This window comes from Streptomyces sp. NPDC088915 (assembly GCF_044749825.1).
Classification (GTDB): domain Bacteria; phylum Actinomycetota; class Actinomycetes; order Streptomycetales; family Streptomycetaceae; genus Streptomyces.
Map to the genome: position 1 here is coordinate 162,403 of NZ_JBIVIR010000016.1, position 21,733 is coordinate 184,135.

17 protein-coding genes and 1 riboswitch are annotated in these 21,733 nt (G+C 73.9%); of the genes, 11 read left to right on the forward strand and 6 right to left on the reverse strand.

The annotated features are described in order from the left end of the window. Positions 1-12 precede the first annotated feature (12 nt). Together ACIP5O_RS27385 and ACIP5O_RS27390 are read left to right on the forward strand one after the other, a co-directional pair. Positions 13-1,047, forward strand: a complete 1,035-nt coding sequence (locus ACIP5O_RS27385; protein WP_401297617.1) for a FecCD family ABC transporter permease — start codon at positions 13-15, stop codon at positions 1,045-1,047. Continuing rightward, positions 1,044-2,147: a FecCD family ABC transporter permease gene (locus tag ACIP5O_RS27390; RefSeq protein WP_401297619.1), complete on the forward strand. Its 1,104-nt coding sequence runs from the start codon at positions 1,044-1,046 to the stop codon at positions 2,145-2,147. Before ACIP5O_RS27385 ends, ACIP5O_RS27390 begins: the two co-directional genes overlap by 4 nt. Before the next feature lie 58 nt (positions 2,148-2,205). Here the strand turns inward: ACIP5O_RS27390 and ACIP5O_RS27395 are convergent, their stop codons facing one another. Next, entirely contained in the window at positions 2,206-2,775 is a 570-nt protein-coding gene (locus ACIP5O_RS27395; protein ID WP_401297620.1) for a histidine phosphatase family protein, read from the reverse strand. Positions 2,776-2,898: 123 nt separating this feature from the next. Then, positions 2,899-3,062: riboswitch (cobalamin riboswitch) on the forward strand. A gap of 39 nt (positions 3,063-3,101) precedes the next feature. On the opposite strand from ACIP5O_RS27395, the gene ACIP5O_RS27400 reads away from it, so the two are divergent. From ACIP5O_RS27400 to ACIP5O_RS27410, 3 genes are all read left to right on the forward strand, one after another. Beyond that, positions 3,102-3,329, forward strand: a complete 228-nt coding sequence (locus ACIP5O_RS27400) for a CbtB-domain containing protein (RefSeq protein ID WP_053640609.1) — start codon at positions 3,102-3,104, stop codon at positions 3,327-3,329. 14 nt (positions 3,330-3,343) lie between these two features. Then, positions 3,344-4,159 (forward strand): CbtA family protein, encoded by an 816-nt coding sequence (locus tag ACIP5O_RS27405; RefSeq protein WP_401297622.1) that lies wholly within the window; start codon positions 3,344-3,346, stop codon positions 4,157-4,159. Positions 4,160-4,486: 327 nt separating this feature from the next. After that, positions 4,487-5,512, forward strand: a complete 1,026-nt coding sequence (locus ACIP5O_RS27410) for a LacI family DNA-binding transcriptional regulator (RefSeq protein WP_401297624.1) — start codon at positions 4,487-4,489, stop codon at positions 5,510-5,512. Between the two features lie 82 nt (positions 5,513-5,594). Here the strand turns inward: ACIP5O_RS27410 and ACIP5O_RS27415 are convergent, their stop codons facing one another. Beyond that, the gene (locus ACIP5O_RS27415) at positions 5,595-8,372 is read right to left on the reverse strand and encodes a glycosyl hydrolase (RefSeq protein ID WP_401297627.1); all 2,778 of its coding nucleotides are present in this window, start codon (positions 8,370-8,372) and stop codon (positions 5,595-5,597) included. Positions 8,373-8,812: 440 nt separating this feature from the next. Here ACIP5O_RS27415 and ACIP5O_RS27420 point away from each other — a divergent pair, with 440 nt between their 5' ends. The 4 genes from ACIP5O_RS27420 to ACIP5O_RS27435 all read left to right on the forward strand — a co-directional run bounded on the left by ACIP5O_RS27420 (position 8,813) and on the right by ACIP5O_RS27435 (position 13,578). After that, positions 8,813-10,117 carry an extracellular solute-binding protein gene (locus tag ACIP5O_RS27420; RefSeq protein ID WP_365543328.1) on the forward strand — a complete coding sequence of 435 codons (1,305 nt, stop codon included), beginning with the start codon at positions 8,813-8,815 and terminating at the stop codon, positions 10,115-10,117. Positions 10,118-10,208: 91 nt separating this feature from the next. After that, on the forward strand, positions 10,209-11,189 hold the full coding sequence (locus ACIP5O_RS27425; RefSeq protein WP_401297630.1) for a carbohydrate ABC transporter permease: 981 nt from the start codon (positions 10,209-10,211) through the stop codon (positions 11,187-11,189). After that, positions 11,186-12,106, forward strand: coding sequence for a carbohydrate ABC transporter permease (locus tag ACIP5O_RS27430; RefSeq protein ID WP_401297633.1), 921 nt, complete (start codon positions 11,186-11,188; stop codon positions 12,104-12,106). The genes ACIP5O_RS27425 and ACIP5O_RS27430 overlap by 4 nt, the downstream gene beginning before the upstream one ends. Before the next feature lie 68 nt (positions 12,107-12,174). Beyond that, the gene (locus ACIP5O_RS27435; RefSeq protein WP_125667931.1) at positions 12,175-13,578 is read left to right on the forward strand and encodes a GH1 family beta-glucosidase; all 1,404 of its coding nucleotides are present in this window, start codon (positions 12,175-12,177) and stop codon (positions 13,576-13,578) included. Between the two features lie 84 nt (positions 13,579-13,662). Here ACIP5O_RS27435 and ACIP5O_RS27440 read toward each other — a convergent pair whose 3' ends face one another. Continuing rightward, on the reverse strand, positions 13,663-15,039 hold the full coding sequence (locus ACIP5O_RS27440) for a carbohydrate-binding protein (protein ID WP_401297636.1): 1,377 nt from the start codon (positions 15,037-15,039) through the stop codon (positions 13,663-13,665). A gap of 158 nt (positions 15,040-15,197) precedes the next feature. Continuing rightward, a complete protein-coding gene (locus ACIP5O_RS27445; RefSeq protein ID WP_401297639.1) occupies positions 15,198-16,145 on the reverse strand; it encodes a LysR family transcriptional regulator in 948 nt (315 codons plus the stop codon). A 153-nt stretch (positions 16,146-16,298) separates the two neighbouring features. On the opposite strand from ACIP5O_RS27445, the gene ACIP5O_RS27450 reads away from it, so the two are divergent. After that, positions 16,299-16,964: a GPP34 family phosphoprotein gene (locus ACIP5O_RS27450; protein ID WP_401297642.1), complete on the forward strand. Its 666-nt coding sequence runs from the start codon at positions 16,299-16,301 to the stop codon at positions 16,962-16,964. A 449-nt stretch (positions 16,965-17,413) separates the two neighbouring features. On the opposite strand, the gene ACIP5O_RS27455 is transcribed toward ACIP5O_RS27450, so the two are convergent. Further along, entirely contained in the window at positions 17,414-18,604 is a 1,191-nt protein-coding gene (locus ACIP5O_RS27455) for an aromatic acid exporter family protein (RefSeq protein ID WP_401297645.1), read from the reverse strand. Between the two features lie 171 nt (positions 18,605-18,775). Between ACIP5O_RS27455 and ACIP5O_RS27460 the strand changes: the two genes are divergently transcribed. After that, complete coding sequence (locus ACIP5O_RS27460; RefSeq protein WP_401297648.1) at positions 18,776-20,095, forward strand: peptidase dimerization domain-containing protein; 1,320 nt, start codon at positions 18,776-18,778, stop codon at positions 20,093-20,095. A gap of 40 nt (positions 20,096-20,135) precedes the next feature. On the opposite strand, the gene ACIP5O_RS27465 is transcribed toward ACIP5O_RS27460, so the two are convergent. Further along, entirely contained in the window at positions 20,136-21,602 is a 1,467-nt protein-coding gene (locus ACIP5O_RS27465) for an aminotransferase class I/II-fold pyridoxal phosphate-dependent enzyme (protein ID WP_401297651.1), read from the reverse strand. Between the last annotated feature and the right edge of the window lie 131 nt (positions 21,603-21,733).

Consider the following 21,733-nt stretch of genomic DNA (forward strand, 5'->3'; position numbering starts at 1 on the left):
ACGGACTCCGGCGTGACCACACTCTCCCGGACCGCCCAGGGCCCCGCCGTCGCACGGCGGGGCCCTGCCCGGTACCTAGCAGCCGCCGTCCTGTGCCTGGCCCTGCTCGCCCTGGCGCTGCTCGCCAGCGTGATGTTCGGCAGCAGGCCGACGTCCGCCTCCGACGTCCTGCGGGTCGTCACCGGCGGCGGCGACGAGTACCTCCGCACCGTCGTCGAGAGCCGCTACCCGCGCACCGCCCTCGGCGTGCTCGCGGGCCTCTGCCTCGGGATCGCCGGCACGCTGATGCAGGGCATCACCCGCAACCCGCTCGCCGAGCCGGGGCTCCTCGGCATCAATGCGGGCGCGTCGGCGAGCATCGTCGCCGCCACCGCGTTCCTCGGCGCGTCCGGGCAGCGCGAGACCATCTGGTGGGCCCTCCTCGGCGCCCTGGCGACCGGCGTCCTCGTCCATCTCGTCGGCACGGCCGGCGGGGGCGGCAGTCCGGTGCGGCTCGTGCTCGCCGGCGCGGTGCTCTCCGCGATCCTCGCCGCGTTCATCCAGGCCGTCGCGCTGTCCCGGCCGAAGGTCTTCGACACGTACCGCTACTGGGTGGTGGGATCGCTCGGCGGGCGCGGTTTCGACGCCCTCTGGGCCGTGCTGCCGTTCGCCGCGGCCGGGCTCCTCCTCGCCGTCCTCCTCGCGCCGGGGCTCAACGCCATGGCGATGGGCGACGACAAGGCCGCCTCGCTCGGCATCAGCCCCGCCCGCGTCAAGGGCGCCGGGCTGCTGGCCGCGACGCTGCTCAGCGCGGCGGCCACGGCGGCGGTGGGCCCCATCGCCTTCGTCGGGCTCGCCGTCCCGCACCTGGTCCGGGTCCTGGTGGGCGCCGACTTCCGGATGCAGATCCTGTTCACCGCGCTCGCGGGTCCCACGCTGCTGCTCTTCGCGGACGTCGTCGGCCGGGTCCTGCTGCGCCCCGAGGAGCTGATGGTCGGCGTCGTCACCGCGTTCGTGGGCGCGCCCGCCCTGCTCTTCGCCGTCCGTCGCATGAGGGGAGCGGCATGAAGACCACCGACCGGACCGGGGCGCCGGCCGAGGACCGGGCCGGGAGTCCGGCCGCGGTGCCGTCGCGTCCGCCGGGGCGCGTCCTCGTACGGGTCGGCCCCCGGGTCGCGATCCCCGTGCGCCGCTCCTCGCTGGTCGCCGCCGCGCTGTCGGTGCTGCTGCTCCTGGGGGCGGCCGTGGCGACGCTCTCGATGGGCAGGCTGGGCATCGACCTCGCCGACCTGCCGTCGGCGCTCATGGGCGAGGCGACGGGCAAGAACGCCTTCGTCCTGAACCGGCTGCGCGGCCCCCGGCTCGTGGTGGCCGTCGCCACCGGCGCGGCCTTCGGCCTGTCCGGGGCCCTCTTCCAGTCGGTCACCCGCAATCCGCTGGGCAGCCCCGACGTGATCGGGCTCAGCGCCGGCTCCGGGGCGGGCGCGGCCGCCGCCGCGCTCTTCTTCCCCGACACCGTCCCGGTGTCCGTCGGCGCCCTGGTCGGCGCGGTCGCCGCCATGGGACTCGTGTACGTCTCCACCGGGACCGGGTTCCGCAACCCGGGGCGCCTGGTCGTGGCGGGCATCGGCGTGGCCGCGATGTCGACGGCCCTGACCCAGTACGTGGTCTACGCCGTCGAGCGCGACAAGGCGAGCGCCCTGACCGCGTACATCAACGGCAGCCTCTCCGCCCGCTCCTGGGACGACGCGACGGTCATCTGGGTGGTGCTGCTCGTCTGCCTGCCGCTCGCGGCGCTCCTCGCGCGGCCGCTGACCGTCGGCGAGATGGGCGACGACCTCTCCACCGGTCTGGGCGCCCGCCCGGACCGGACCGCGGCGGCGGCGGTCACCCTGTCGATCGTGCTGTCCGCGGGCGCGGTCGGCGTGGCCGGTCCGATCGCCTTCGTCTCCCTGACGGCGCCGCAGATCGCCAAGCGGGTCACCCGCAGCGGCGGGCCCCAGCTCGTCATGTCGACCGTGCTGGGCGCGCTGCTCCTGGTCCTCGCGGACCTCGCGGCCCAGCAGCTCCCGCTCTTCGACGACCTGCCGGTCGGGCTCTACACGATGGCCGTCGGAGGGGCGTACCTGGGCTATCTGCTCCTGAAGGAGTGGAAGCGCCCCCTCTAGAGGCGCGCGTACGGAGAGAGGGAGGGGGCCACCGGGTGGCCCCCTCCCTCTCTCCGCGTCAGCAGGTGAGCGGCTCGCCGGCGCGCAGGTTCCAGCGTCCGCCGCGTCCGCTGAGGTGAACGGCCGTCAGGGGGCGGACGTCCAGGCGCCGGGCGGTCGCGTCCGGCACCCCGAGGGCGTGGACGGTCGCGGCGCGCACGACGTCGGGTTCGACGACGGCCGTGACGCGTCCCGATCCCTCCCGGAGCGCGTCGAGCCAGGCCCCGACCCGGACGCGCAGGTCGCGGAGGGACTCACCGCCGTGCGGCGCGGCCTCCGGGTCGGAGAGCCAGGCGGCGAGCGCGGCCTCCTCGGTGGCGGCGACGTCGTCCAGGGTCCTCCCCCGCCACCGGCCCATGGCGCAGCCGGCGAGACCGGCCGCCGGTTCGGCCCGCAGGCCGAGGGCCCGGGCGGTGCCGAGGCAGCGCGCGGACGGCGAGGCGTACGCGCGCGTGGCGGGGTCCACGGCGGCCGCGAGGGCCTCGGCGCGGGCGAGTCCCGCCGGGTCGAGGGGGCTGTCGTCGTCGAACCGGACCTCGCGCAGCGCGTCGTTCGTGGCGGGCGGGACGAGCGTCAGCCGGACTGTCATCGGGATCCTTCGCGGTCGGCGCCGGTACGGGGCGGCGGGGCGGTCCCCCGTACCGTACGGGCCGCGGGGAGGCGGGGGCTCCGCGCGGGGGCGCACGGAGGTGATACAGGCCTCACGCCCTTAACAATGTCCACGTCACGCGGTACCGTCAGGCGACATTTGAACAGCGTGACGACGGCGATACGGAAGTCCGGTGGGAACCCGGCACGGTCGCGCCACTGTATGCCGAGGCCTTCCCCTGGCAGGGGAGGCCGCGGTGAGTCAGACCCGTGGACCGTCGTCCTGCACCACCGTTTGGGACGCGCGTTCCCGCAGGAGGTTTCATCATGGCCGAGGCTGCCGTCTCCGCTGCCGTTTCCACCCCTTCCGTCGCCGTACCGGCTCCGCTGCCCGTACGGGCCGTGCTGCCCTGGGCCTTCTTCGTCGGCCTTCTCGCGCTGATCGCGCTGTACTTCGTGGGCGCGGAGCAGGGTGCCACCTCCCTCTTCGCGGGCTCGGACGTGCACGAGTGGGTGCACGACGGGCGCCACCTGCTCGGCTTCCCGTGCCACTGAGGGGCGACGAGCACATGCACGCCTCGACTGTGAGAACCCTGCTGGTCCGCGGCATGCTCGCGGGCCTGATCGCCGGTCTGTTCGCCTTCGCCGTGGCCTACGTGGGCGGTGAGCCCTCCGTGAACGGCTCCATCGCCGTGGAGGAGGCCCAGGCCGCCCAGGAGGCGGCTCACGCCGGACACGGCGACCACGGCGGCGCCGGAGCGGCCGAGGAGGAAGAGGAGGAGGTGGTCAGCCGTCCCGTGCAGTCCACCTTCGGCCTGGCCACCGGCGTCCTGGTCTACGGGGTGGCGCTGGGCGGCATCGCCGCGCTCGCCTTCTCGTTCGCGCTCGGCCGCGTCGGCCGGTTCAGTCCGCGGGCCACCGCGGCGCTGACCGCGGCCGCGGCCTTCACCACCGTCTACCTGGTGCCGTTCCTGAAGTACCCGGCGACCCCGCCGGCCGTCGGCAACCCCGACACCATCGGGAAGCGCACCACCCTGTTCTTCCTGATGATCCTGCTCAGCGTGCTGCTCGGCGTCGCCGCGGTGATCGCCGGGCGCCGGCTGGCGCCGCGCCTGGGCAACTGGAACGCGAGCCTGGCGGCCGGCTTCGGCTTCGTCGTCGTGACGGGCGTCGCCTTCGCGGTCCTTCCGGCGAACGACGACGCGGTCAAGGCGGGCTTCCCCGCCAAGCTGCTGTGGGAGTTCCGCCTGGCCTCGCTGGGCGTCCAGGTCGTGCTGTGGGCGGTGTTCGCCGTGGTCTTCGGCTACCTCGCCCAGAAGGCGCTGGCCGCCCGGACGGCCGACGGGGAGACTCCGGCCCGGGTCGAGGCCCCGGCCGCGGGCTGACCCGCCGACGCGTACGACACCGCCCCGCGTGCCAGGAGCACGCGGGGCGGTGTCGTGTCGCGTGCGGGTGCCGCTCGTGCCGGGGTCCCTGATCGGCCGGGACGCGGACGGCCGCGCGGTCGATGCCGTAGTGCCCGACGAAGGCCCCGGGGAGGAACCGACGGGGTTTCCGGGACGTCGTGTCCGCGGGAGCACGTTCCTCTTGGGAGCGCTCTCAGAAGGTGGGGGCTACAGATATCCTGGGCCGGACGAGAACGCACACCGTACCCGTGCGCACCCCGTACGACCGGTACGCCGCCCAGCCGACGCAGTCGAGGAGCGCCCGCCTTGCCCGAGCAGACCACGGAGCCCCGCCCCACGCTGGAGGCGGTCGCCGCGCGCGCCGGCGTGTCCCGCGCCACGGCCTCCCGGGTCGTCAACGGGGGCGCGGGCGTGCGCGCCCCCCTGGTCGAGAAGGTGCGCAGGGCCGTCGAGGAGCTCGGTTACGTCCCCAACCACGCGGCCCGCACCCTGGTCACCCGGCGCAACGGCGCCGTGGCCGTGATCATCGCGGAGCCCGAGTTCCGGATCTTCTCCGACCCGTTCTTCGAGCAGCAGGTGCGCGGCATCAGCCGGGAACTGACGGCGCACGACTCCCAGTTGGTGCTGCTGTGGGTGGAGGGACCGGGGGACCACGAGCGGATCGCCCGCTATCTCGGCGGGGGCCACGTCGACGGCGCGCTCGCGTTCTCGCTGCACAGCGACGACGCCCTGCCGGCCGTGATCGGGGGGGCCAGGATCCCGGTGGTCGTCGGCGGGCGGCCCGCCCCCGGCACCGACCCCGCCGTGCCCTTCGTCGACTGCGACAACCGGGGCGGCGCCCGGGAGGCGGTGCGGCACCTGGTGGGCCTCGGGCGCCGGACCATCGCCCACATCTCCGGGCCCGCCGACCAGACGTCGGCGATCGACCGGCTGCACGGCTACCGGGACGTCCTGCTCGACGCCGACCCGGAGCTGCTGTGCGCGGGCGACTTCACCGAGGAGAGCGGCGCGCGGGCCATGGCGGAGCTGCTCGACCGGCGGCCGGACGTGGACGGGGTGTTCGTCGCCAACGACCTGATGGCGTCGGGCGCGCTGCGCACCCTGCGGGAGCGCGGGGTGCGGGTGCCGGAGGACGTGGCGGTCGTCGGCTTCGACGACATGGCCTCGGTGGTCGGCCGGACCTCCCCCGCCCTGACCACCGTGCACCAGGACATCGAGGGGATGGGGCGGCTGATGGTGAAGCTGCTGATGCGGCTGCTCGACGGGACCGGGCCGGAGATCCCCGGCTCCGTGGTCACCCCGACCTCGCTGGTCCGCCGCGCCTCCGCCTGACTCGCGCGGGGGTTTTCCCGTAGGGAAAGGGCGGCGGGCCCGGGTGCGTCACCCGGGCCCGCCGCCCCGTTCCCCTACGGGATCAGTCGTACGGGATGACGACCACGGACCGGTCCGTGCCCGTCTGGAGCCGCGCGTCGCCGTTGCCGATGGCGCTCCAGACCTCCAGGCGCACCGTCCCGCCCCGCAGGTCGCCGAGCGTGCCGGTGGCGGACTTCAGGCCCCGGGACTGGGCGTACTCCTCCCAGCCCGTCACCGGGTCCGTCGCGAAGTACTGGTACGTCTCCGTGCGGTCGAAGGTGCCGTCGCCGGTCAGGTCGTAGCTGATCCGGGCCTGCTGGCCGAGGCCGACCGACGTTCCGGCGTCGACCTGGAGCCGGAAGGCGGTCGAACCGCCCGCCCGGAGCGTGCCGTTGACGTTCTTGGCGACGTAGACGAGCGGCTTGTTCGGGGTGCCGTCGTAGTTGCCGCCCTGTGCCGAGACGAGGGTGTCGCCGCCCGCCGTGGCGCCGGTGGCCGTGGTGAGCGCGCCACCGGTGCGGAGCTGGAAGGTGTTGCCGGTGCCCGGCTCCGGGTCGGGGTCGGGGCCGGGTCCCGCCGTGCCGTTGCCGACGGCGGTGGAACGCGCCGGTACGGAGAGGGACTTGCCGTCGGAGAAGGTGACCGTGCGGGCGGTCGAGCCGTAGTTGTGGGCCGCGTAGGTGCGCGTGGTGCCCTTGGTGAAGACGGCGGAGGTGGGGATCGATCCGGTGACGGTGGCGTCCGGGGCGCCGAGCGCGTCGAGCGCGGTGATCCAGTGGTAGGTGTGGGCCCTGGACTCGCCGGCCTCCGGGGTGTATCCGGCGTTCCCCGCGTCCCACTTGGCCTTGGCGGCGCCGGGGTCGGCGAGGGACTGGAACTCCCAGAGGATGTCGCGCCACTCGACGGCGGGGCCGCCGTTCTCGCGCTCCAGCTCGGCGATGTTGCGCCGGATCGCGTCCTTGCGCGCGCCGAGCTGGAGCGAGCTCCCGCTGGTCACGGGCAGGACGTTGATGCCGTGGATCTCCTCCGGGTTGGCGGTCCACCAGGTGGAGTAGGCGCCGCCGCTGCCCCAGACCATGCCGACGGTGTCGTGCTGGAAGGAGCCGGGGAAGACCTGCTGGTCGGCGTCGAACCAGTACTGGGCGACGGCCTCGGCCTCGGTGGTCAGGAGGTAGGTGCCGAGGTCGCGCAGGGAGGTGTCGCCGGTGGCCGAGCCCCACAGGACGAGGGCGGCGCTGAGGTTGGTCGACTCGGAGGACGACTCCTGGTTGTTGCCGGCGGCGAAGCCCTGGTGGCCGCTGGCCCAACTGTGTCCGGCGTAGACGTCGAAGCCGCGCAGGAAGGGGAAGGCGCCGTCGGTGCGGCTGGGGTTGGCGGTGTCGCGGACCAGGGTCTTGACCATGGTGCCCCAGGCGGAGTCGGCGGCCCAGTTCGGGTCGTACTGGGCGACGATCGCGGCGGCGTACACGTAGTAGCCGTAGTGGAAGTGGTGGTCGTTGAGTTCGGTGTCGCTGCCGTAGGAGGCCGGGTAGCCGGTGAGGGTCTTCCAGGCCTGGTCGTACGAGAACTCGTTGGCGCCGCCGGCCGTGAACCACTCCTGGAGGCGGCCCTTGATCAGGCCGAGGAGCTTGTCGCGGACCGCGCCCTCGCCGATCTGGTCGGCGAGCGGCACCAGTTGGGCGAGCCTGCCGAGGGCCTTGCCGGTCCAGTACGTGTCGACGGCTCCGGAGAACGGGTCGGAGGAGTTCGCGACCTCGTTGAGGTAGCCGCGCAGGCGGGCCGCGTCGACGCCGCTGCCGGGCAGGCCGGGGAGGGTGGCGGCGGCCTTCTGGGTGGTGGTGAAGGAGGCCGCCTCCCGGACCTTCATGGTGCCCCGGGGCGAGACGTAGGTGTACGGGGTCAGCGGGTCCGTGGTGTGCAGCCACTGGTGGCGGTAGAGCGCCTGGAGGGTGCCGCGCTCGGTGCCCTCCCTGGCCTCGGTGGTGAGGCCGTAGGTGGCGCGGACGGTGCCGGCGTCGTAGCTCCAGTTCACCGTGGAGCCGGTGACGAAGCTGTAGGCGTACTTGCGGTAGGTGGCCAGCGCGTCGGTGGAGGGCAGGACGGCGACGGAGAAGTAGTCCTTGCCGCCGAGGCCCGCGGTGATGGTGGAGCCGGAGACGTTCCAGTCGGTGCCGGTGGGCGAGAAGAGGGCGTAGTGGTGTCCGGCGACGGTGATGCCGAGGACGTTGCCCTGGTCGGAGAAGACCGTGGGCGCCTGGGCGGTGGTGATCCGGGCGTCGCCGCCGGTGCCCCTGGCGTACACGAAGGGCAGGCCGTGGCCGATGGTGGTGCGCAGGGTGCGGGCGCCGTCGGACCAGTAGGGGGTGACGGTCCAGTCGGACCAGGCGTCGGCCTTGGTGTCGGGCGAGTTGAGGCCGGTGAGGCCGAGGGTGAGGTCGCGCTTGTGGGCGAACTCGTACTGGCGCCCGTCGCCCACGATCGCGGGGCTGGTGGGGTAGCCGAGCTCCAGGCCGCCGGAGACGGCCTGGTAGGTGAGCGGGTGGCCGTACATGGGGGTGGAGTACGGGTTGTCGCCGTAGCGCTGGAAGGCGAGGGAGGACCACCAGTCGTTGGTGGGGACGGGCTTGCCCTGGGCGGCGGCGGTGACCTTGGGGGTGACGGGGGCGCCGGTGTTGGTGGTGGGGCCCGAGGTACCGGCGGGGCGGGTGTCGGAGTAGCTTCCGGCGCCCGCCGGGACGGTGGCCGCGGCCGCGGGGACGGCGGCGGGGCCGAGGCCCACGGCGGCGAGGGCGGAGACCAGGACCAGCGCCGCGGCGGGCCGGGTGCGGGGGGATGGCATGAAGGGGCACCTCATGTCGTCTGCGAGGGATGGAGCTCGGGACGGATGGAGCTCGGAGCGGGCGGACGGGGTCTGCCCGGGGAGTGGCGGTCGGGGGCGCGGGGCCCGGGGCGGAGGCTCGGGTGGGGATGCGGGAGCGGGGCTCGGGTGGAGGTGCGGGGGCGGGGACTCGGGTGGGGTGCGGGGCCGGGGAGGCTCGTGTTCGGGAGTCCGGAAGTCCCGCCTCCAGAATGGCTGAGAGCGCTCTCAGAGTGACGGAAACGTAAAACCCTGGAAACGAGCGTGTCAAGAGGTTGAACACGGGCGGGAGTTGAGGTCTCTTCTCGTCCGTTACGCCTTCGAGCCTTGACGGATGCACCACCGCACGGGCACGCTCCCCACGCACGCTTGAGAGCGCTCTCAACCGCTCTCGCTCGTTCCGGAGCCAAGGGAGGCTTCCCATGCCCATCGCCCGAGCCGCCAAGAGAGCCGTCGTCCGCCTGGGTGCGGTCACGCTCGCCGGGGCCCTGCTCGCCGCCTGCGGCGGATCGACGGACGACTCGTCCTCGGACAGCGCGGGAGGGAAGGTCACGATCACCGTCGACCTCTTCGGCTCCTTCGGATACAAGGAGGCCGGGCTCTACGCGGAGTACGAGAAGCTCCACCCGGGCGTCACCGTCAAGCAGACCGACACCGAGGACGAGGCCGACTACTGGAAGTCCCTCCAGACCCGGCTCGCCGGCGGCGCCGGCCTCGCCGACGTGCAGGGCATCGAGGTGGGCCGCATCGCCTCCGTCGCCCAGCAGCAGGCCGACCGGTTCGAGGACCTGAAGAAGTACGGCGCGGACTCCCTGAAGGACCAGTTCGCCCCCGCCAAGTGGGCCGCCGCCACCGGCAAGGGCGGCGAGATCCTCGGCCTCGGCACGGACGTCGGCCCGGAGGCCATGTGCTACCGCACGGACCTCTTCGAGCAGGCCGGGCTGCCCACCGACCGCGAGGAGCTCGCGAAGAAGTGGGCCACCTGGGACGGCTACCTGGACCTCGGCAAGCAGTACAAGGCGAAGGCCCCCGCCAAGAGCGCCTGGCTCGACAGCGTCGGAAGCCTCTACTCGATCATGATCGGCCAGGAGAAGGAGCGCTACTACGACGCCTCCGGGAAGCTGATCTGGGAGCAGAACCCCGCCCTGCGCTCCGCCTGGGACCACGCCGTCCAGGCCGCGGACGCCGGTCTGAGCGCCAAGCTCGACCAGTGGTCCCCGCAGTGGAACCAGGCCTTCTCCGCCGGCTCCTTCGCCACCATGCCGTGCCCCGCCTGGATGCTCGGCTACATCAAGGGCCAGGCCGGCGAGGCCGGCAAGGGCAAGTGGGACGTGGCCGAGCTGCCCGGCGGCGCCGGCAACTGGGGCGGCTCGTACCTGGCCGTGCCGAAGGCCGCGAAGCACAAGAAGGAGGCGTACGAGCTGATCAAGTGGCTCACCGCCCCCGAGCAGCAGACCAAGCTCTTCCAGAAGCAGGGCAACTTCCCCTCCGCCACCGGCGCCATCGAGAAGGTCGCCGACGCGAAGGACCCCTTCTTCTCGAACGCCCCCATCGGCAAGATCTTCGGTGACGCGGCGAAGGAGGCCCCGGTCCAGGTCCTCGGCGTCCACGACCAGAACATCGCCCAGCAGATCACCAACGCGCTGAGCGAGGTCGAGCGCAAGGGCACCGCCCCCGAGAAGGCCTGGTCGAACGCCAAGAAGGGCGTCGAGAACACCATCGGCTGACCCGTGCCGCCGGACGGACGCCCCCGGCGTGACCGAGGGGGTCCGTCCGCCCCGCCTCCCCCGCTCCGACCCCACACCGAAGGGCCGCACCGTGACCCTCACCGCACCCGAGACACCGGCCGGTCCCCGGCAGGCCCGGCCGGAGCCGGCCGCGCCGCCCCGGCGGCCCGGACCCGTCCGGCGGACCTGGCAGAAGGTCTCCCCGTACGCCTACGTCGCCCCGTTCTTCACCCTGTTCGCCGCCTTCGGCCTCTTCCCGCTGATCTACACGGCCTTCGTCTCGCTGTACCGGGTGGAGCTCCAGACCCCCGGCGACATGGAGTGGCGCGGGCTCGGCAACTACACCGCGCTCTTCGGTGACGCGTACTTCTGGACCTCGCTGCGCAACACCTTCACCATCGGCGTGCTCTCCACCGTGCCGCAGTTGGTCATGGCCCTCGGCCTGGCGCACCTGCTGAACTACCGGATGCGCGGCCGCACCTTCCTGCGCACGGCGGTCCTGCTGCCGTACGCGACCTCGGTCGCCGCCGCCACCCTCGTCTTCGCCCAGCTCTTCGGGCGGGACTTCGGCCTGATCAACTACGCGCTCGGACTCGTCGGCGTCGATCCCGTCGACTGGCAGAACGGCACGGCGGCCTCGCAGATCGCCGTCTCGACGGTCGTCGTCTGGCGCTGGACCGGCTACAACGCGCTGATCTACCTGGCCGGCATGCAGTCGATCCCGGACGAGCTGTACGAGGCGGCCGCGATGGACGGGGCCTCGCGGTGGCGCCAGTTCTTCCACGTCACGCTGCCCGGACTGCGACCCACCATCCTCTTCACCGTCATCGTCTCCACGATCGGCGCGACCCAGTTGTTCGGCGAGCCGCTGCTGCTCGAAGGGTCGATCTCGGGCGGCATCTCGCACCAGTACCAGACGCTCGGGCTCTACATGTACGAGCAGGGCTGGGGCTTCTTCCACCTGGGCCGGGCCGCGGCCATCGCCTGGGTGATGTTCCTGCTCATCGTGGTGCTGGTCGGGCTCAACGCCCTGGTCGCGCGCCGCCGTTCCCGCAAGGAGGCCGGCCGATGACCGCGCCGATCGCCCCGGTGGCGCCCGCCGCTCCCCCGGTCGCCCCGCCCGCCCCGGAGCCCGGCCGGACGCCGCGCCGGGGGGCCTCCCGCGCGGGCCGCACCCTGCACGCGGGCCCCCTCGCGTACGGGATCCTGGTCGTCGCCGTGCTGTTCTCGGCGTTCCCGTTCTACTGGACGGTCGTCGCCGCCAGCCGCTCCAACGCCGACCTGGCGAAGGTCCCGCCGACCCTGCTCCCGGGGCCGAACCTGATCAAGAACTTCGAGGCGGTCCTCGAAGAGGCCGACATCGGCAAGGCGCTGCTCAACTCGTTCATCGTCTCCGGGTCGATCACCCTCGGCACCGTCCTGTGCTGCACCCTGGCCGGCTTCGCCTTCGCCAAGCTGCGCTTCAAGGGGCGGGGCGCGCTGCTCGCGGTCACCGTCGGCACCATGATGATCCCGCCGCAGCTCGGCGTGATCCCGCTGTTCATGCTGATCGCCGAACTCGGCTGGGTGAACCAGCTCCAGTCGGTGATCCTGCCGGGCCTGGTCTCCGCGTTCGGGGTGTTCTTCATGCGCCAGTACCTGGTGCAGTCCCTGCCCGACGAGCTGATCGAGGCGGCCCGCGTCGACGGCGCGTCCACCGCCAGGATCTTCTGGTCGATCGTCGTGCCGATCGCCCGGCCCGGCATGGCCGTGCTCGGCCTGCTGACCTTCATGGCCTCGTGGAACGACTTCTTCTGGCCCGTCGTCGCCCTGACCTCCTCCGAGCCCACCGTCCAGGTCGCCCTGCGCCAGCTCGGCGGCGGGTACGTCCACGACCAGTCCGTGATCATGGCGGGCACGCTGCTCGGCACCCTGCCGGTGCTGCTCGTCTTCGGCCTCCTCGGCCGGCAGATCGTCGGCGGCATCATGCAGGGCGCGGTCAAGGGCTGACCCGTCCCCGTCCCGCCCCTCCCCACAGAACGACTCACCCCAGTCTCACCCCAGGGAGTTCCCACCCCATGACCGCTCTCGACGCCCGCACCGACCCGACGACCACGCTCCGCTTCCCCGAGGGCTTCCGCTGGGGCACCGCCACGGCCGCCTACCAGATCGAGGGGGCGGCGGCCGAGGACGGCCGCACGCCGTCCATCTGGGACACCTTCAGCCGTACGCCGGGCAAGGTCCGCAACGGCGACACCGGCGACATCGCCGCCGACCACTACCACCGGCTCGACGAGGACGTCGCCCTGATGCGCCGGCTCGGCGTGACGGACTACCGCTTCTCGATCGCCTGGCCCCGGGTCCAGCCCACCGGGCGCGGCCCGGCCGTGCGCAAGGGCCTGGACTTCTACCGGCGCCTGGCCGACTCCCTCCTGGAGGCCGGGATCCGGCCCGTGGCGACGCTCTACCACTGGGACCTGCCGCAGGAGCTGGAGGACGCGGGCGGCTGGCCGCACCGGGAGACCGCGTACCGCTTCGCCGAGTACGCCGGGATCATGGCGGACGCGCTCGGCGACCGGGTGGCGACCTGGACCACGCTCAACGAGCCGTGGTGCGCCGCCTTCCTCGGCTACGGCAACGGCGTGCACGCGCCGGGCCGCACCGACGACCTGGCCGCGCTGCGCGCCGCGCACCACCTCAACCTGGCGCACGGCCTGGGCGCGCGGGCGCTGCGCGGCGCGCTGCCCGGGTCCGCCGAGGTGTCCCTGACCCTCAACCTGCACGCCGTACGGGCCCTCACGCAGTCCCCCGGGGACCTGGACGCGGCCCGCCGGATCGACGCCGTCGGCAACCGGATCTTCCTGGACCCGGTCTTCCACGGGCGGCTCCCGGAGGACCTGGTCCGCGACACCGCGTCGGTCACGGACTGGTCGTTCGTCCAGGACGGCGACCTGGAGGCGGCGGCCGCGCCGATCGACTCCCTCGGCATCAACTACTACTCCCCGTCCGTGGTCGCGGCGGGCTCCTCGGAGTCGCCGTCGCCGTGGGCGGGCGCGGAGCGGCACGTGCGGTTCGTGCCGGCGCCGGGGCCGCGCACGGCCATGGACTGGCCGGTGGACGCGGACGGGCTGCACGAGCTGCTGACCCGGCTGCGGGACGAACTGCCGGGCGTCCCGCTGGTGATCACGGAGAACGGGGCGGCGTACGACGACTACGCCGACCCGTCGGGGAACGTGAAGGACCCGGAGCGGGTGGCCTATCTGCACGCGCACCTGGCTGCGGTGCACCGGGCCCTCGCGGACGGGGCGGACGTGCGGGGCTACTTCCTGTGGTCGCTCCTGGACAACTTCGAGTGGGCGTACGGCTACAGCAAGCGGTTCGGCATCGTCCACGTGGACTTCGCGACGCAGCGGCGGACGCTGAAGGACAGCGCCCGCTGGTACGCGGAGGTGATCGCCCGGGGCGGCCTCGCGGAGGAGTGACGGGCCCGGACGCGCGGGGAGGGGGTGCCGCGGCACCCCCTCGGAGCCGCGGCACCCCCGGTCACCGCGAGGACGGACCGCGCGTCAGACGCGCTGCCACAGGGCCGGGACGTTGGACGGCTCCCAGCCGGTCTGGGCCTGGTGGCCCTGGAGGCAGCGGTAGGTGGCGCCGCCGTAGGTGACGGTGTCGCCGGCCGCGTAGACCTTGCCCGCCGCCCACGTGCCGCCTGGCTCCGGCTCGGGGCCGGGACCGGGGCCCGGGCCCGGCCCCGGGTCGGTGGTGGTCTTCAGGGTCAGGCCGTAGTTCTGGAGGATCGGGTTCAGCGGCTGGAAGAAGGTCGTGCCGCCGCTGGAGCAGTTGCCGGAGCCGCCCGAGGTCACGCCCTGGGCCTGGCTGCCGGAGATGTACGAGCCGCCGGAGTCGCCGGGCTCGGCGCAGACCGTCGTGCGGGTGACGCCGGAGATGGTGCCCTCCGGGTAGGTCACGCTGGTGTTGTGCTGCTGCACGGTGCCGCAGTGCCAGCCGGTGGTCGAGCCGGAGCGGCAGACGGAGGAGCCGACGGGCTGGAGGACCGAGCCGGTCACCTGGACGTTGGCGCCGCCCGCGCCCTTCACGTACGGGGTGGCGGTCCAGTTGGAGTTGGCGGCGACCCAGGCCATGTCGTTGCCGGGGAAGACCGAGGCCTGGAAGCTGCCCTGGGCGACCTGGTTGAAGCCGCTGGTGGAGGTCCCGGCGCGCCCGCAGTGGCCGGCCGTGGCGAAGCCCTGCGTGGTGCCCTTGGTGATCGGGAAGCCGACGGAGCAGCGCCCGCTGCCGTTCATGTAGTACGCGTCGCCGCCCCGGAGGTCGTACAGCGGGCGGGGTGCCTCGGCGGTGCGGACCACCCTCACCAGGTCGCGGGGGACGCCGGTGGCCGCGAGGAGGCGCGCGCCGGCCCCGGCGCGCGCCTCCTCGACGACGAGGACGTTGGCGCGGACGTCGACGTACCGGACGGGCGCCTCGGCGGTGGCGGCCCGGTCCAGGGCCTCCTTGGCCCGCTCCAGGGCGGTCAGGCCGTGCGTCACGACCCGGGCGCGCGCGCCCGCGGCGCGGATCGCGGACGCGTCGGCGGCGCGGGTGGTGGCCACGGTCAGGGTGCCGGACTCGGCGCCGTCCACCCAGGCGCCGGCGAAGGCGCCGCCCAGGTCCAGGCGGAGTCCGGCGGCGGTGGCCCCGGCCTCGGCCTCGTTGGCGAGGCGGTTCTCGGCCTGGGCGCGGGTGAGGCCGAGGTCGCGCTGCATGGCACGGAGGAGTTCGGGCTGTGCGGAGGCGGCGCCGAGGGCGTCGGCCGCCGTTCTGGCGGTGGGGGCGCGGTCCTGGTCGTGCGGGGCCGCGGCGGCGGAACCGGCCTGGAGGCCGGCCAGTGCCAGGCCGGCGGCGGCCAGCACGGTACACGCCGTGCGGGCGTGTCGTCGGAGCATGGGGAGTCTCCTCGGTTGGCGGTGGGGGATCTGCTGAAACCGTAGGGATCCCGCCGAGGGGACGGCAGTTGTCGGTCGGCCCCTGCCACGGCGTTATGGCCGGTGGCCGAAGGGCCTGCGCGGACGGGGGCGTCGGAGTACGGGGAGGGTGGCGCGCGTCAGCGCGGGGTGCCCTCGCGGGGCGCCGGGACCGTCGTGCGGCCGGCGCTGCGGGCGAGCGCCTCCTCGTGGGCGGCCCTGGTGTGGTTCAGGACGGCGGCGGCCCGGCCGGCGGCGCGGCCCTCGGGGTGCCAGCCGAGCAGGTGCCGCCAGAGCAGCGGCGCGCCGGCGAGGGGTCTGGTCACGAGGCCGGGGGTGACGGGGAAGGTGGCCCGGCACAGGCCGACGGCCCGGCCGACCTGGACCAGGTGCACGCAGGAGGCGGTGTCCGTCTCGTACACACAGGCCGGGGTGAAGCCGGCGCGTACGCAGGCGGCGGCGAAACAGTCGCCGAAGCAGCCGTCGCCCGGCACGTCGGTCCAGGCCTCCGCCGCCAGTTCGGCCAGGTCGATCTCGGTGCGGGGCGCCAGCGGGTGGTCGGCGGCCAGCATCACGTACACCGGGTCGCGGGCGACCTCCGTCCAGGCGAGCCGGCCCGCCTCGGGCGGTCCGCTCTCGCCGCAGACGCCGACGAGGGCGAAGTCGAGCCGGCCGGCGACCACCCCGCCGGCGATCTCCCGCTCCGACCAGGAGGTGTACGTGGTCACGGGCGCGCCCGGGTCGGTGCGGGCGATCCGGTCGACGAGGCCGCCGAGCAGCGGGCCGTGCGTGCCGCCGAGCCGGTAGCCCTCCGCCCCGTCCCGGGCGAACCGCACGGCCTCCTCCTGGAGTTCGCACACGGCGGGCAGCACCACACGGGCACGTTCCAGGACGAGGTCGCCGAGTGCCGTGGTCCGCACGCCCTCCCTGCCCCGCTCGAACAGCTCGCCGCCCAGGGCGCGTTCGATCCGCTTGAGCTGGGCGCTGAGGGCGGGCTGCGCGAGGCCGAGCGCGGTGGCGGCGCGGGTGAGACTCCCCGCGTCCGCGATGGCCCGGATCGTCTTGAGGTGCCTCAGCTCCAAGTCCATGGGGAGAGCTTGGCGTCCCGCGTCCGGGAGGTCCAGACCAACGACGGCCCTACGCGGCGGGAACCAGGGGAAACGTTCCGCCGTCTCCTTGTGCGAGAGGACGGACGACCGGAAGAACGGTCGCCGGGAACGCACGACAGCAGGAGGTACTGGGTGACGGTCACGCTCGCGGAGGAGATCATGCTGCTGTCGTTGGACGACGAGTCCGGGGCGGCGAAGGAGAAGCAGTCCGCCGCGTGGGCCGTCGCCGGCGGCATCCTGCTCGACCTCGTCCTGGCCGGGCGCGTGACGGTCGACGGGGGACGCCTCCGGGTGGCGGACAAGACGCCCACCGGCGTCCCGCTCCTCGACGAGCGGCTGCGGCAGATCACCGAGTGGACGGGGCGGAAGAGCAGGGTCCCGAAGGTCACCGAGTGGCTGACGAAGGACTGCCACAAGGCCGTCAAGGCCACGACCGACAGCCTGCGCGGGCGGGGGCTCGTCCGCGCCGAGCAGCGCAGGATCCTGGGAATCTTCCCCGTCACCCGCTACCCGGAGGCGGACGGCTCCGTGGAGCGCGAGCTGCGCGACAGGCTGCGGGCCGTGGCCCTCGGCGGCGCCGCGCCCGACCCGCGCACGGCGGGCCTCGTCGCCCTCGTCCACGGCGCGAAGCTGCACCGCGTCGCCTTCCCCGACGTGCCGCGCAAGGAGGTCGCCCCGCGCCTGGAGGAGATCGCGGCCGGCCAGTGGGCGGCCGAGGACGTGCGCCGCGCGATCCGCGACATGCAGGCGGCGATGGTCGCGGTCATGGCGGCCACGATGGTCACGGTCGTGAGCTGAGTGCCGGGCGCGGCCGCGGTGGTCACGGCCGTGAGCTGAGTGCCGGGCGGTCCCGGCGGCACGGTCGCGAGCTGAGTGTCGGGCGCGGCCGCGGTGGTCGGGGTCACGAGCTGAGTGCCGGGCGCGGCCACGATGGTCGCGGTCGTGAGCTGTGTGCCGGGCGGTCCCGGCGGCACGGTCGCGAGCTGCATCCCCGGCACGGCCCCGGCGGCTCGCGGGCCGGGCGTCCGGGCGTTCACGGCTCGGGTCCTCGTCGTGGCTCCGACCGGACGGGGCCCGGGGCGAGCCCCCACGGCTCGCCCCGGGTCCGGCCCGGTCGGGTCCCGTCCTCGTCACGACGACGGCCCGTCATCCTCCGCTACGCGCCGGGGCGGTCGGCCCGCACCACCCTGCCGCCCGCCGCTCACGTCTCGCTGTCGTTCCGCCAACGTCCGCGAGGGCGTCGCCGCTCAGCCGCGCGTGTCGGCGGCGAGGTCCGCCGTGTGCTTGATCTCCTCCAGGATCCGCGCCGCCTCCACCAGGACCGTGCCGTGCACGGGCCACTCCCCCTCCCGGTCGGACCGGTCGGAGCCGGTCGCGGTCGCCACCCGCTCGTAGCGGCGCTCGGCGTCCTCGACGCGGACGCGGAGCCGGTCGGGGTCGTCCGGGCCCCCGGGCGGGGCGAGGTGTTCGAGCGCCTCGGCCATGGCGTGCAGCAGTTCGGCGCAGGAGGCGGAGAAGTCCGCCGAGACGGACACCCCCAAGGCGCGGCGCGGCCCGGACGGTTCGGAGGTCCGGGGCTCGTACGTCAGGGCGCGGGCGATGGAGCGGGTGTGCGTGCCGACGCGTTCGATCATGCCGATGGTCTCGTGGCAGCGCTGCAACGAGGCCTGGGCGCCGTTCCAGGAGTGGCGGGGGTTCAGCCTGGTGTTCTCCTGCTCCCTTTCGAGTGCCGCGCGCGCGTCCGCCGCCTGTGCGGCCAGTTCCTCGCAGCGGCGCGGCCAGTCCTCCTCCCGTACGTCCTCGTCCCCCTCCTTCCCCGCGGCGGTCCGGGCCAGGTCGCGCAGGAGGGTCTGCGCGCGGGCGGTCAGCTCCTCGACCCGGTGCCGCGCCGTGGCCGTGTGCGGCGAGGGGGCGACGGCGAAGTGGGCGACGAGACCGCAGCAGACCCCGATGGCGGCGGACGCGACGAGGTGGCCGATGTAGTCGATCCGCCCGCCGCCGCCGGCGAACGCGAAGAGGGCCACCACCGGCACTTGGGCGTCCTGTCCTCCGAGGAGGTGGAGGCGGGACACCATCAGAGCGACGAAGACCAGGACGCAGAGGGCCCAGGCGTGGACGCCGACGGTGCTGCCGAAAGCCGCCGCCACCGCCGTACCGATCGCCATGGCCCCCAGGTACTGGACCGATTCCCACAGTGAGCGGTAGACCGTGGACTGGAGGGCGAGGAGCACGGTGAACGGGGCGAACGCCGCGACGTTCGCGGGCAGCAGCCATGAGGAGAGGCACCAGGCGACGGTCGCGGCGGCCGCGCCCTTGGCCTGGAGCAGCATCCCGTCGCGCGCCTCACCGGGCCCCCGTACCGCCTCTTCCAGGGACGTGCGGGCGGTGCACCATCTGCTGCGGCACCAGTCGACCGCCCTGGACTTCGTTTCGGACACGCCTCTCCCGTCCTCCGTCACCGCTCGTGTCCGCCCCGCCTACCCGACCCCGGGGGATGTACGTGTGCGTCTTCCGGCGGCCCGAGAAGAAGCGGCCGTTCCGGGCATCGCGCGCGCCGGACGTGGAAGACGCGGGGGTGTAGGCGACCGTTCGCATCGGAGGAGGCCCTCGTGTCCCGCACCCCGGAAGCCCGTACGGAGGAAGCGCGTGTCCCGGAGTCCGTGTACGCCCGCGTCGGGGAGGAGGTGGCCGCCCGGGCGGACCGGCTCTGGGACGTGAGCCTCGCGCTGCACCGCGAGCCCGAGACGGCCTACGAGGAGCACGGGGCGTCCCGGCTGCTCGCGGACGAGCTCGAACGGGAGGGTTTCCGGGTGGAGCGCGGCGTGGCGGGGCTGCCGACCGCCTTCGTCGCCCGGTCGGACGGGAAGAAGGACGGGAGGGACGAGAGGGACGAGAGGGACGGGGAGGACGGGGAGGGCGCGGCGGGCGGAGGACCGCGTGTCGCCCTGCTGATGGAGTACGACGCGCTGCCGCTGCTCGGTCACGCCTGCGGGCACAACCTGATCGCGGCGGCCGGCCTCGGCGCGGCGCTCGCCGCGCGGGCGGTGCTCGGCGGAGGCGAGGACGGGGCCGGAACCGGGACCGGGACCGGGACCGGAGGGACGCTGCTCGCCGTCGGGGCCCCGGCGGAGGAGCGCGGCGGCGGGAAGGTCGCGGAGGTGGAGGCGGGCCTGTTCGAGGGGGTGGACGCGGCGCTGATGTTCCATCCGGGCGTGTACGACTGGGCGCGGGCCCCGCTGACCGCCAGCGCGCAGATCCGGGTGGGGTTCCACGGGCGGGCCGCGCATCCGACGGGCAGCCCGACGGAGGGGATCGACGCCCTGGGGGCCCTGATCCAGCTCTTCAACGCGCTGGGCGTGCTGCACAAGCGCCTGCCGTCCGGGTCGCACGTCCAGGGGATCGTGACGGACGGGGGCCGGGCCACGAACATCGTCCCCGAGTACGCGGAGGGCCTCTTCGGGCTGCGCGGCGGGACCACGACCGCCCTGGAGGAGCTGGTGGAGGAGCTGCGCACGTGCGCCCGGGGCGTGGCGCTCGCCACCGGCACGACGGTGGAGGTGACGGACGTGGGCGGCCGGTACGAGCACTTCCGGGACAACGACGTGCTGTCCGGTCTCTTCGCCGGGCACCTGGAGCGGACGGGGATCCGGCTTTCAGAGCCCGTGCCGGGCGTGTATCTGGGGTCGTCGGACATCGGGAACGTCAGCACGCGCGTGCCCGCGATCCATCCGTTCGTCGCGATCATGGACGAGGATTGTTCGGACCACACGCCGGAGTTCGCGGAGGCGGCGGCCGGGCCCCGGGCGCGGCGGGCGATGCTCGCGGCGGCCGAGGCGCTCGCCTGCACGGCGGTGGACGTCCTGCTGCGGCCGGACGTGCCGGAGCGGGCCTGGGACCGCTTCCGGGAGAAGGCCGCCGCGGGGCTGTGACGGGTCCCGTCTCCCCCGATCCTCGGGGGAGACGGGACCGTCAGTCCTCGACGGTCACGCGGACGGTCTTGACCTCGGGGTCGGCCGCGTCCGGCACGACCATCCCGGCCTCGACGCCGCTGCGCAGGTACCGCAGGACCTCGGCGTTGAGCCTCTCGCCGGGCAGCGCGGCGGGGATGCCAGGCGGGTAGGGCGTGAGCATCTCGGCGGTGACCCGGCCGACGGCCTTCTCCCAGGGCACCTGCTCGACCCTCCCGAAGAAGGCGTCGCGCGGGAGCATGACCTGTTCCAGGCGCAGGTCGGCCGGGTCGGCGACCTCCACCCGGGGCGCGGGGCGCAGTTCATCGGCGTGCGCGGCGGCGTCCCGCAGGGCGTCGAGCAGGAGCTGGGCGCTGTGGATGTCGTCGGCGTGGGTGAGCTGGGCGCTGGTGCGGCGGTGGTCGGACAGGTGCAGGTTGACGTGGTGGCGCTCGCGGATCCAGTCGGCGATCCGGTAGCCGGTGGTGCCGAGGCCGGTGATGTCGACGATGACCTGGAGGGGGTCGAGGTCGGCGGCGCGGCCGGGCCCGCAGAAGTCGTCGTGCCCGTGGACGCGCATGCCCTCGATGCCGTCGATCCGCGCCCGTACCGTCTTGGCCAGGGAGAGCGCGTCGTCGTAGAGGGCGTGGCCGTGCTGGGCCATCTGGCGGCGCCAGCCGTCGAGGGCCGCGTACACGAGGACGGAGGGGCTGGTGGTGCCCAGGAGGTCCTCGCGGTTCTTGAGGACCTCGGGGTCGATCAGGTCGCCCTGGAGGTGGAAGACCGAACTCTGTTCGAGGCCGGAGCCCATCTTGTGCACGGAGGTGACGCACACGTCCGCGCCGGCGTCCATGGCCCAGGTCGGCAGGTCCGGGTGGAACGGCAGGTGGGCGCCCCACGCCTCGTCGACGATGAGCGGCACGCCGTGTTCGTGGCAGACGTCGGCGATGGCCGCCAGGTCGGAGCAGGTGCCGTACGGCGTCGGCGTCGTGACCAGGGCGCCCCGGGCGTCCGGGTGCTCGGCGAGGGCGGCGCGGAAGGAGTCGGCGGACGGCGGGTGCGCGAGGTGGAGTTCGGCGTCCCACTGGGGGTCCACCCAGACCGGCACGATCCCGGCGAGCACGAGGCCGGACACCACCGACTTGTGCGCGTCCCGTCCCACGAGCAGCTTCTCGTGGGGCCCGGCGACGGACAGCATGGCGGCCTTCACGGAGAGCGAGCTGCCGCAGGTCGAGAAGAAGGTGTGCTCCGCTCCGACGGCGTCGGCCATCAGCTCCTGCGCCTTGGCCAGGACGCCCTTGGACGACTTGCGGTCGTCGAGACCGCTGGTGGCCAGTACGTCCGACCGGAAGACGGCGTCCCCGAGGACCGCGCGCACGCGGGCGTCCGCACCGCGGCCCTGCTTGTGGCCGGGCGGGGTGAAGGGGGTCTGGTTCTCCGCGTGGTACGCGGCCAGGGCGTCGAGCACGGGTGCTTGTGAGTGGTCCATGGTGATTCGACTGCCCCCGGGAAAAGGACAAAAACCCCAGGTGGCCGTGGACGGAGGGTGGGGGCACCGTGACTCTTCGGAAGGCATGATCCCCGGTCGGCCGGGCACTCGCGATACGGAGCGGGTCGCCG

Excerpts from the sequence above, each read along its gene's own strand:
- ACIP5O_RS27390 (WP_401297619.1), top strand. The coding sequence starts at position 1,044 with ATGAAGACCACCGACCGGACCGGGGCGCCGGCCGAGGACCGGGCCGGG.
- ACIP5O_RS27435 (WP_125667931.1), top strand. The coding sequence starts at position 12,175 with ATGACCGCTCTCGACGCCCGCACCGACCCGACGACCACGCTCCGCTTC.
- ACIP5O_RS27465 (WP_401297651.1), bottom strand. The coding sequence starts at position 21,602 with ATGGACCACTCACAAGCACCCGTGCTCGACGCCCTGGCCGCGTACCAC.
- ACIP5O_RS27395 (WP_401297620.1), bottom strand. The coding sequence starts at position 2,775 with ATGACAGTCCGGCTGACGCTCGTCCCGCCCGCCACGAACGACGCGCTG.
- ACIP5O_RS27415 (WP_401297627.1), bottom strand. The coding sequence starts at position 8,372 with ATGCCATCCCCCCGCACCCGGCCCGCCGCGGCGCTGGTCCTGGTCTCC.
- ACIP5O_RS27400 (WP_053640609.1), top strand. The coding sequence starts at position 3,102 with ATGGCCGAGGCTGCCGTCTCCGCTGCCGTTTCCACCCCTTCCGTCGCC.
- ACIP5O_RS27405 (WP_401297622.1), top strand. The coding sequence starts at position 3,344 with ATGCACGCCTCGACTGTGAGAACCCTGCTGGTCCGCGGCATGCTCGCG.
- ACIP5O_RS27440 (WP_401297636.1), bottom strand. The coding sequence starts at position 15,039 with ATGCTCCGACGACACGCCCGCACGGCGTGTACCGTGCTGGCCGCCGCC.
- ACIP5O_RS27445 (WP_401297639.1), bottom strand. The coding sequence starts at position 16,145 with ATGGACTTGGAGCTGAGGCACCTCAAGACGATCCGGGCCATCGCGGAC.
- ACIP5O_RS27430 (WP_401297633.1), top strand. The coding sequence starts at position 11,186 with ATGACCGCGCCGATCGCCCCGGTGGCGCCCGCCGCTCCCCCGGTCGCC.
- ACIP5O_RS27420 (WP_365543328.1), top strand. The coding sequence starts at position 8,813 with ATGCCCATCGCCCGAGCCGCCAAGAGAGCCGTCGTCCGCCTGGGTGCG.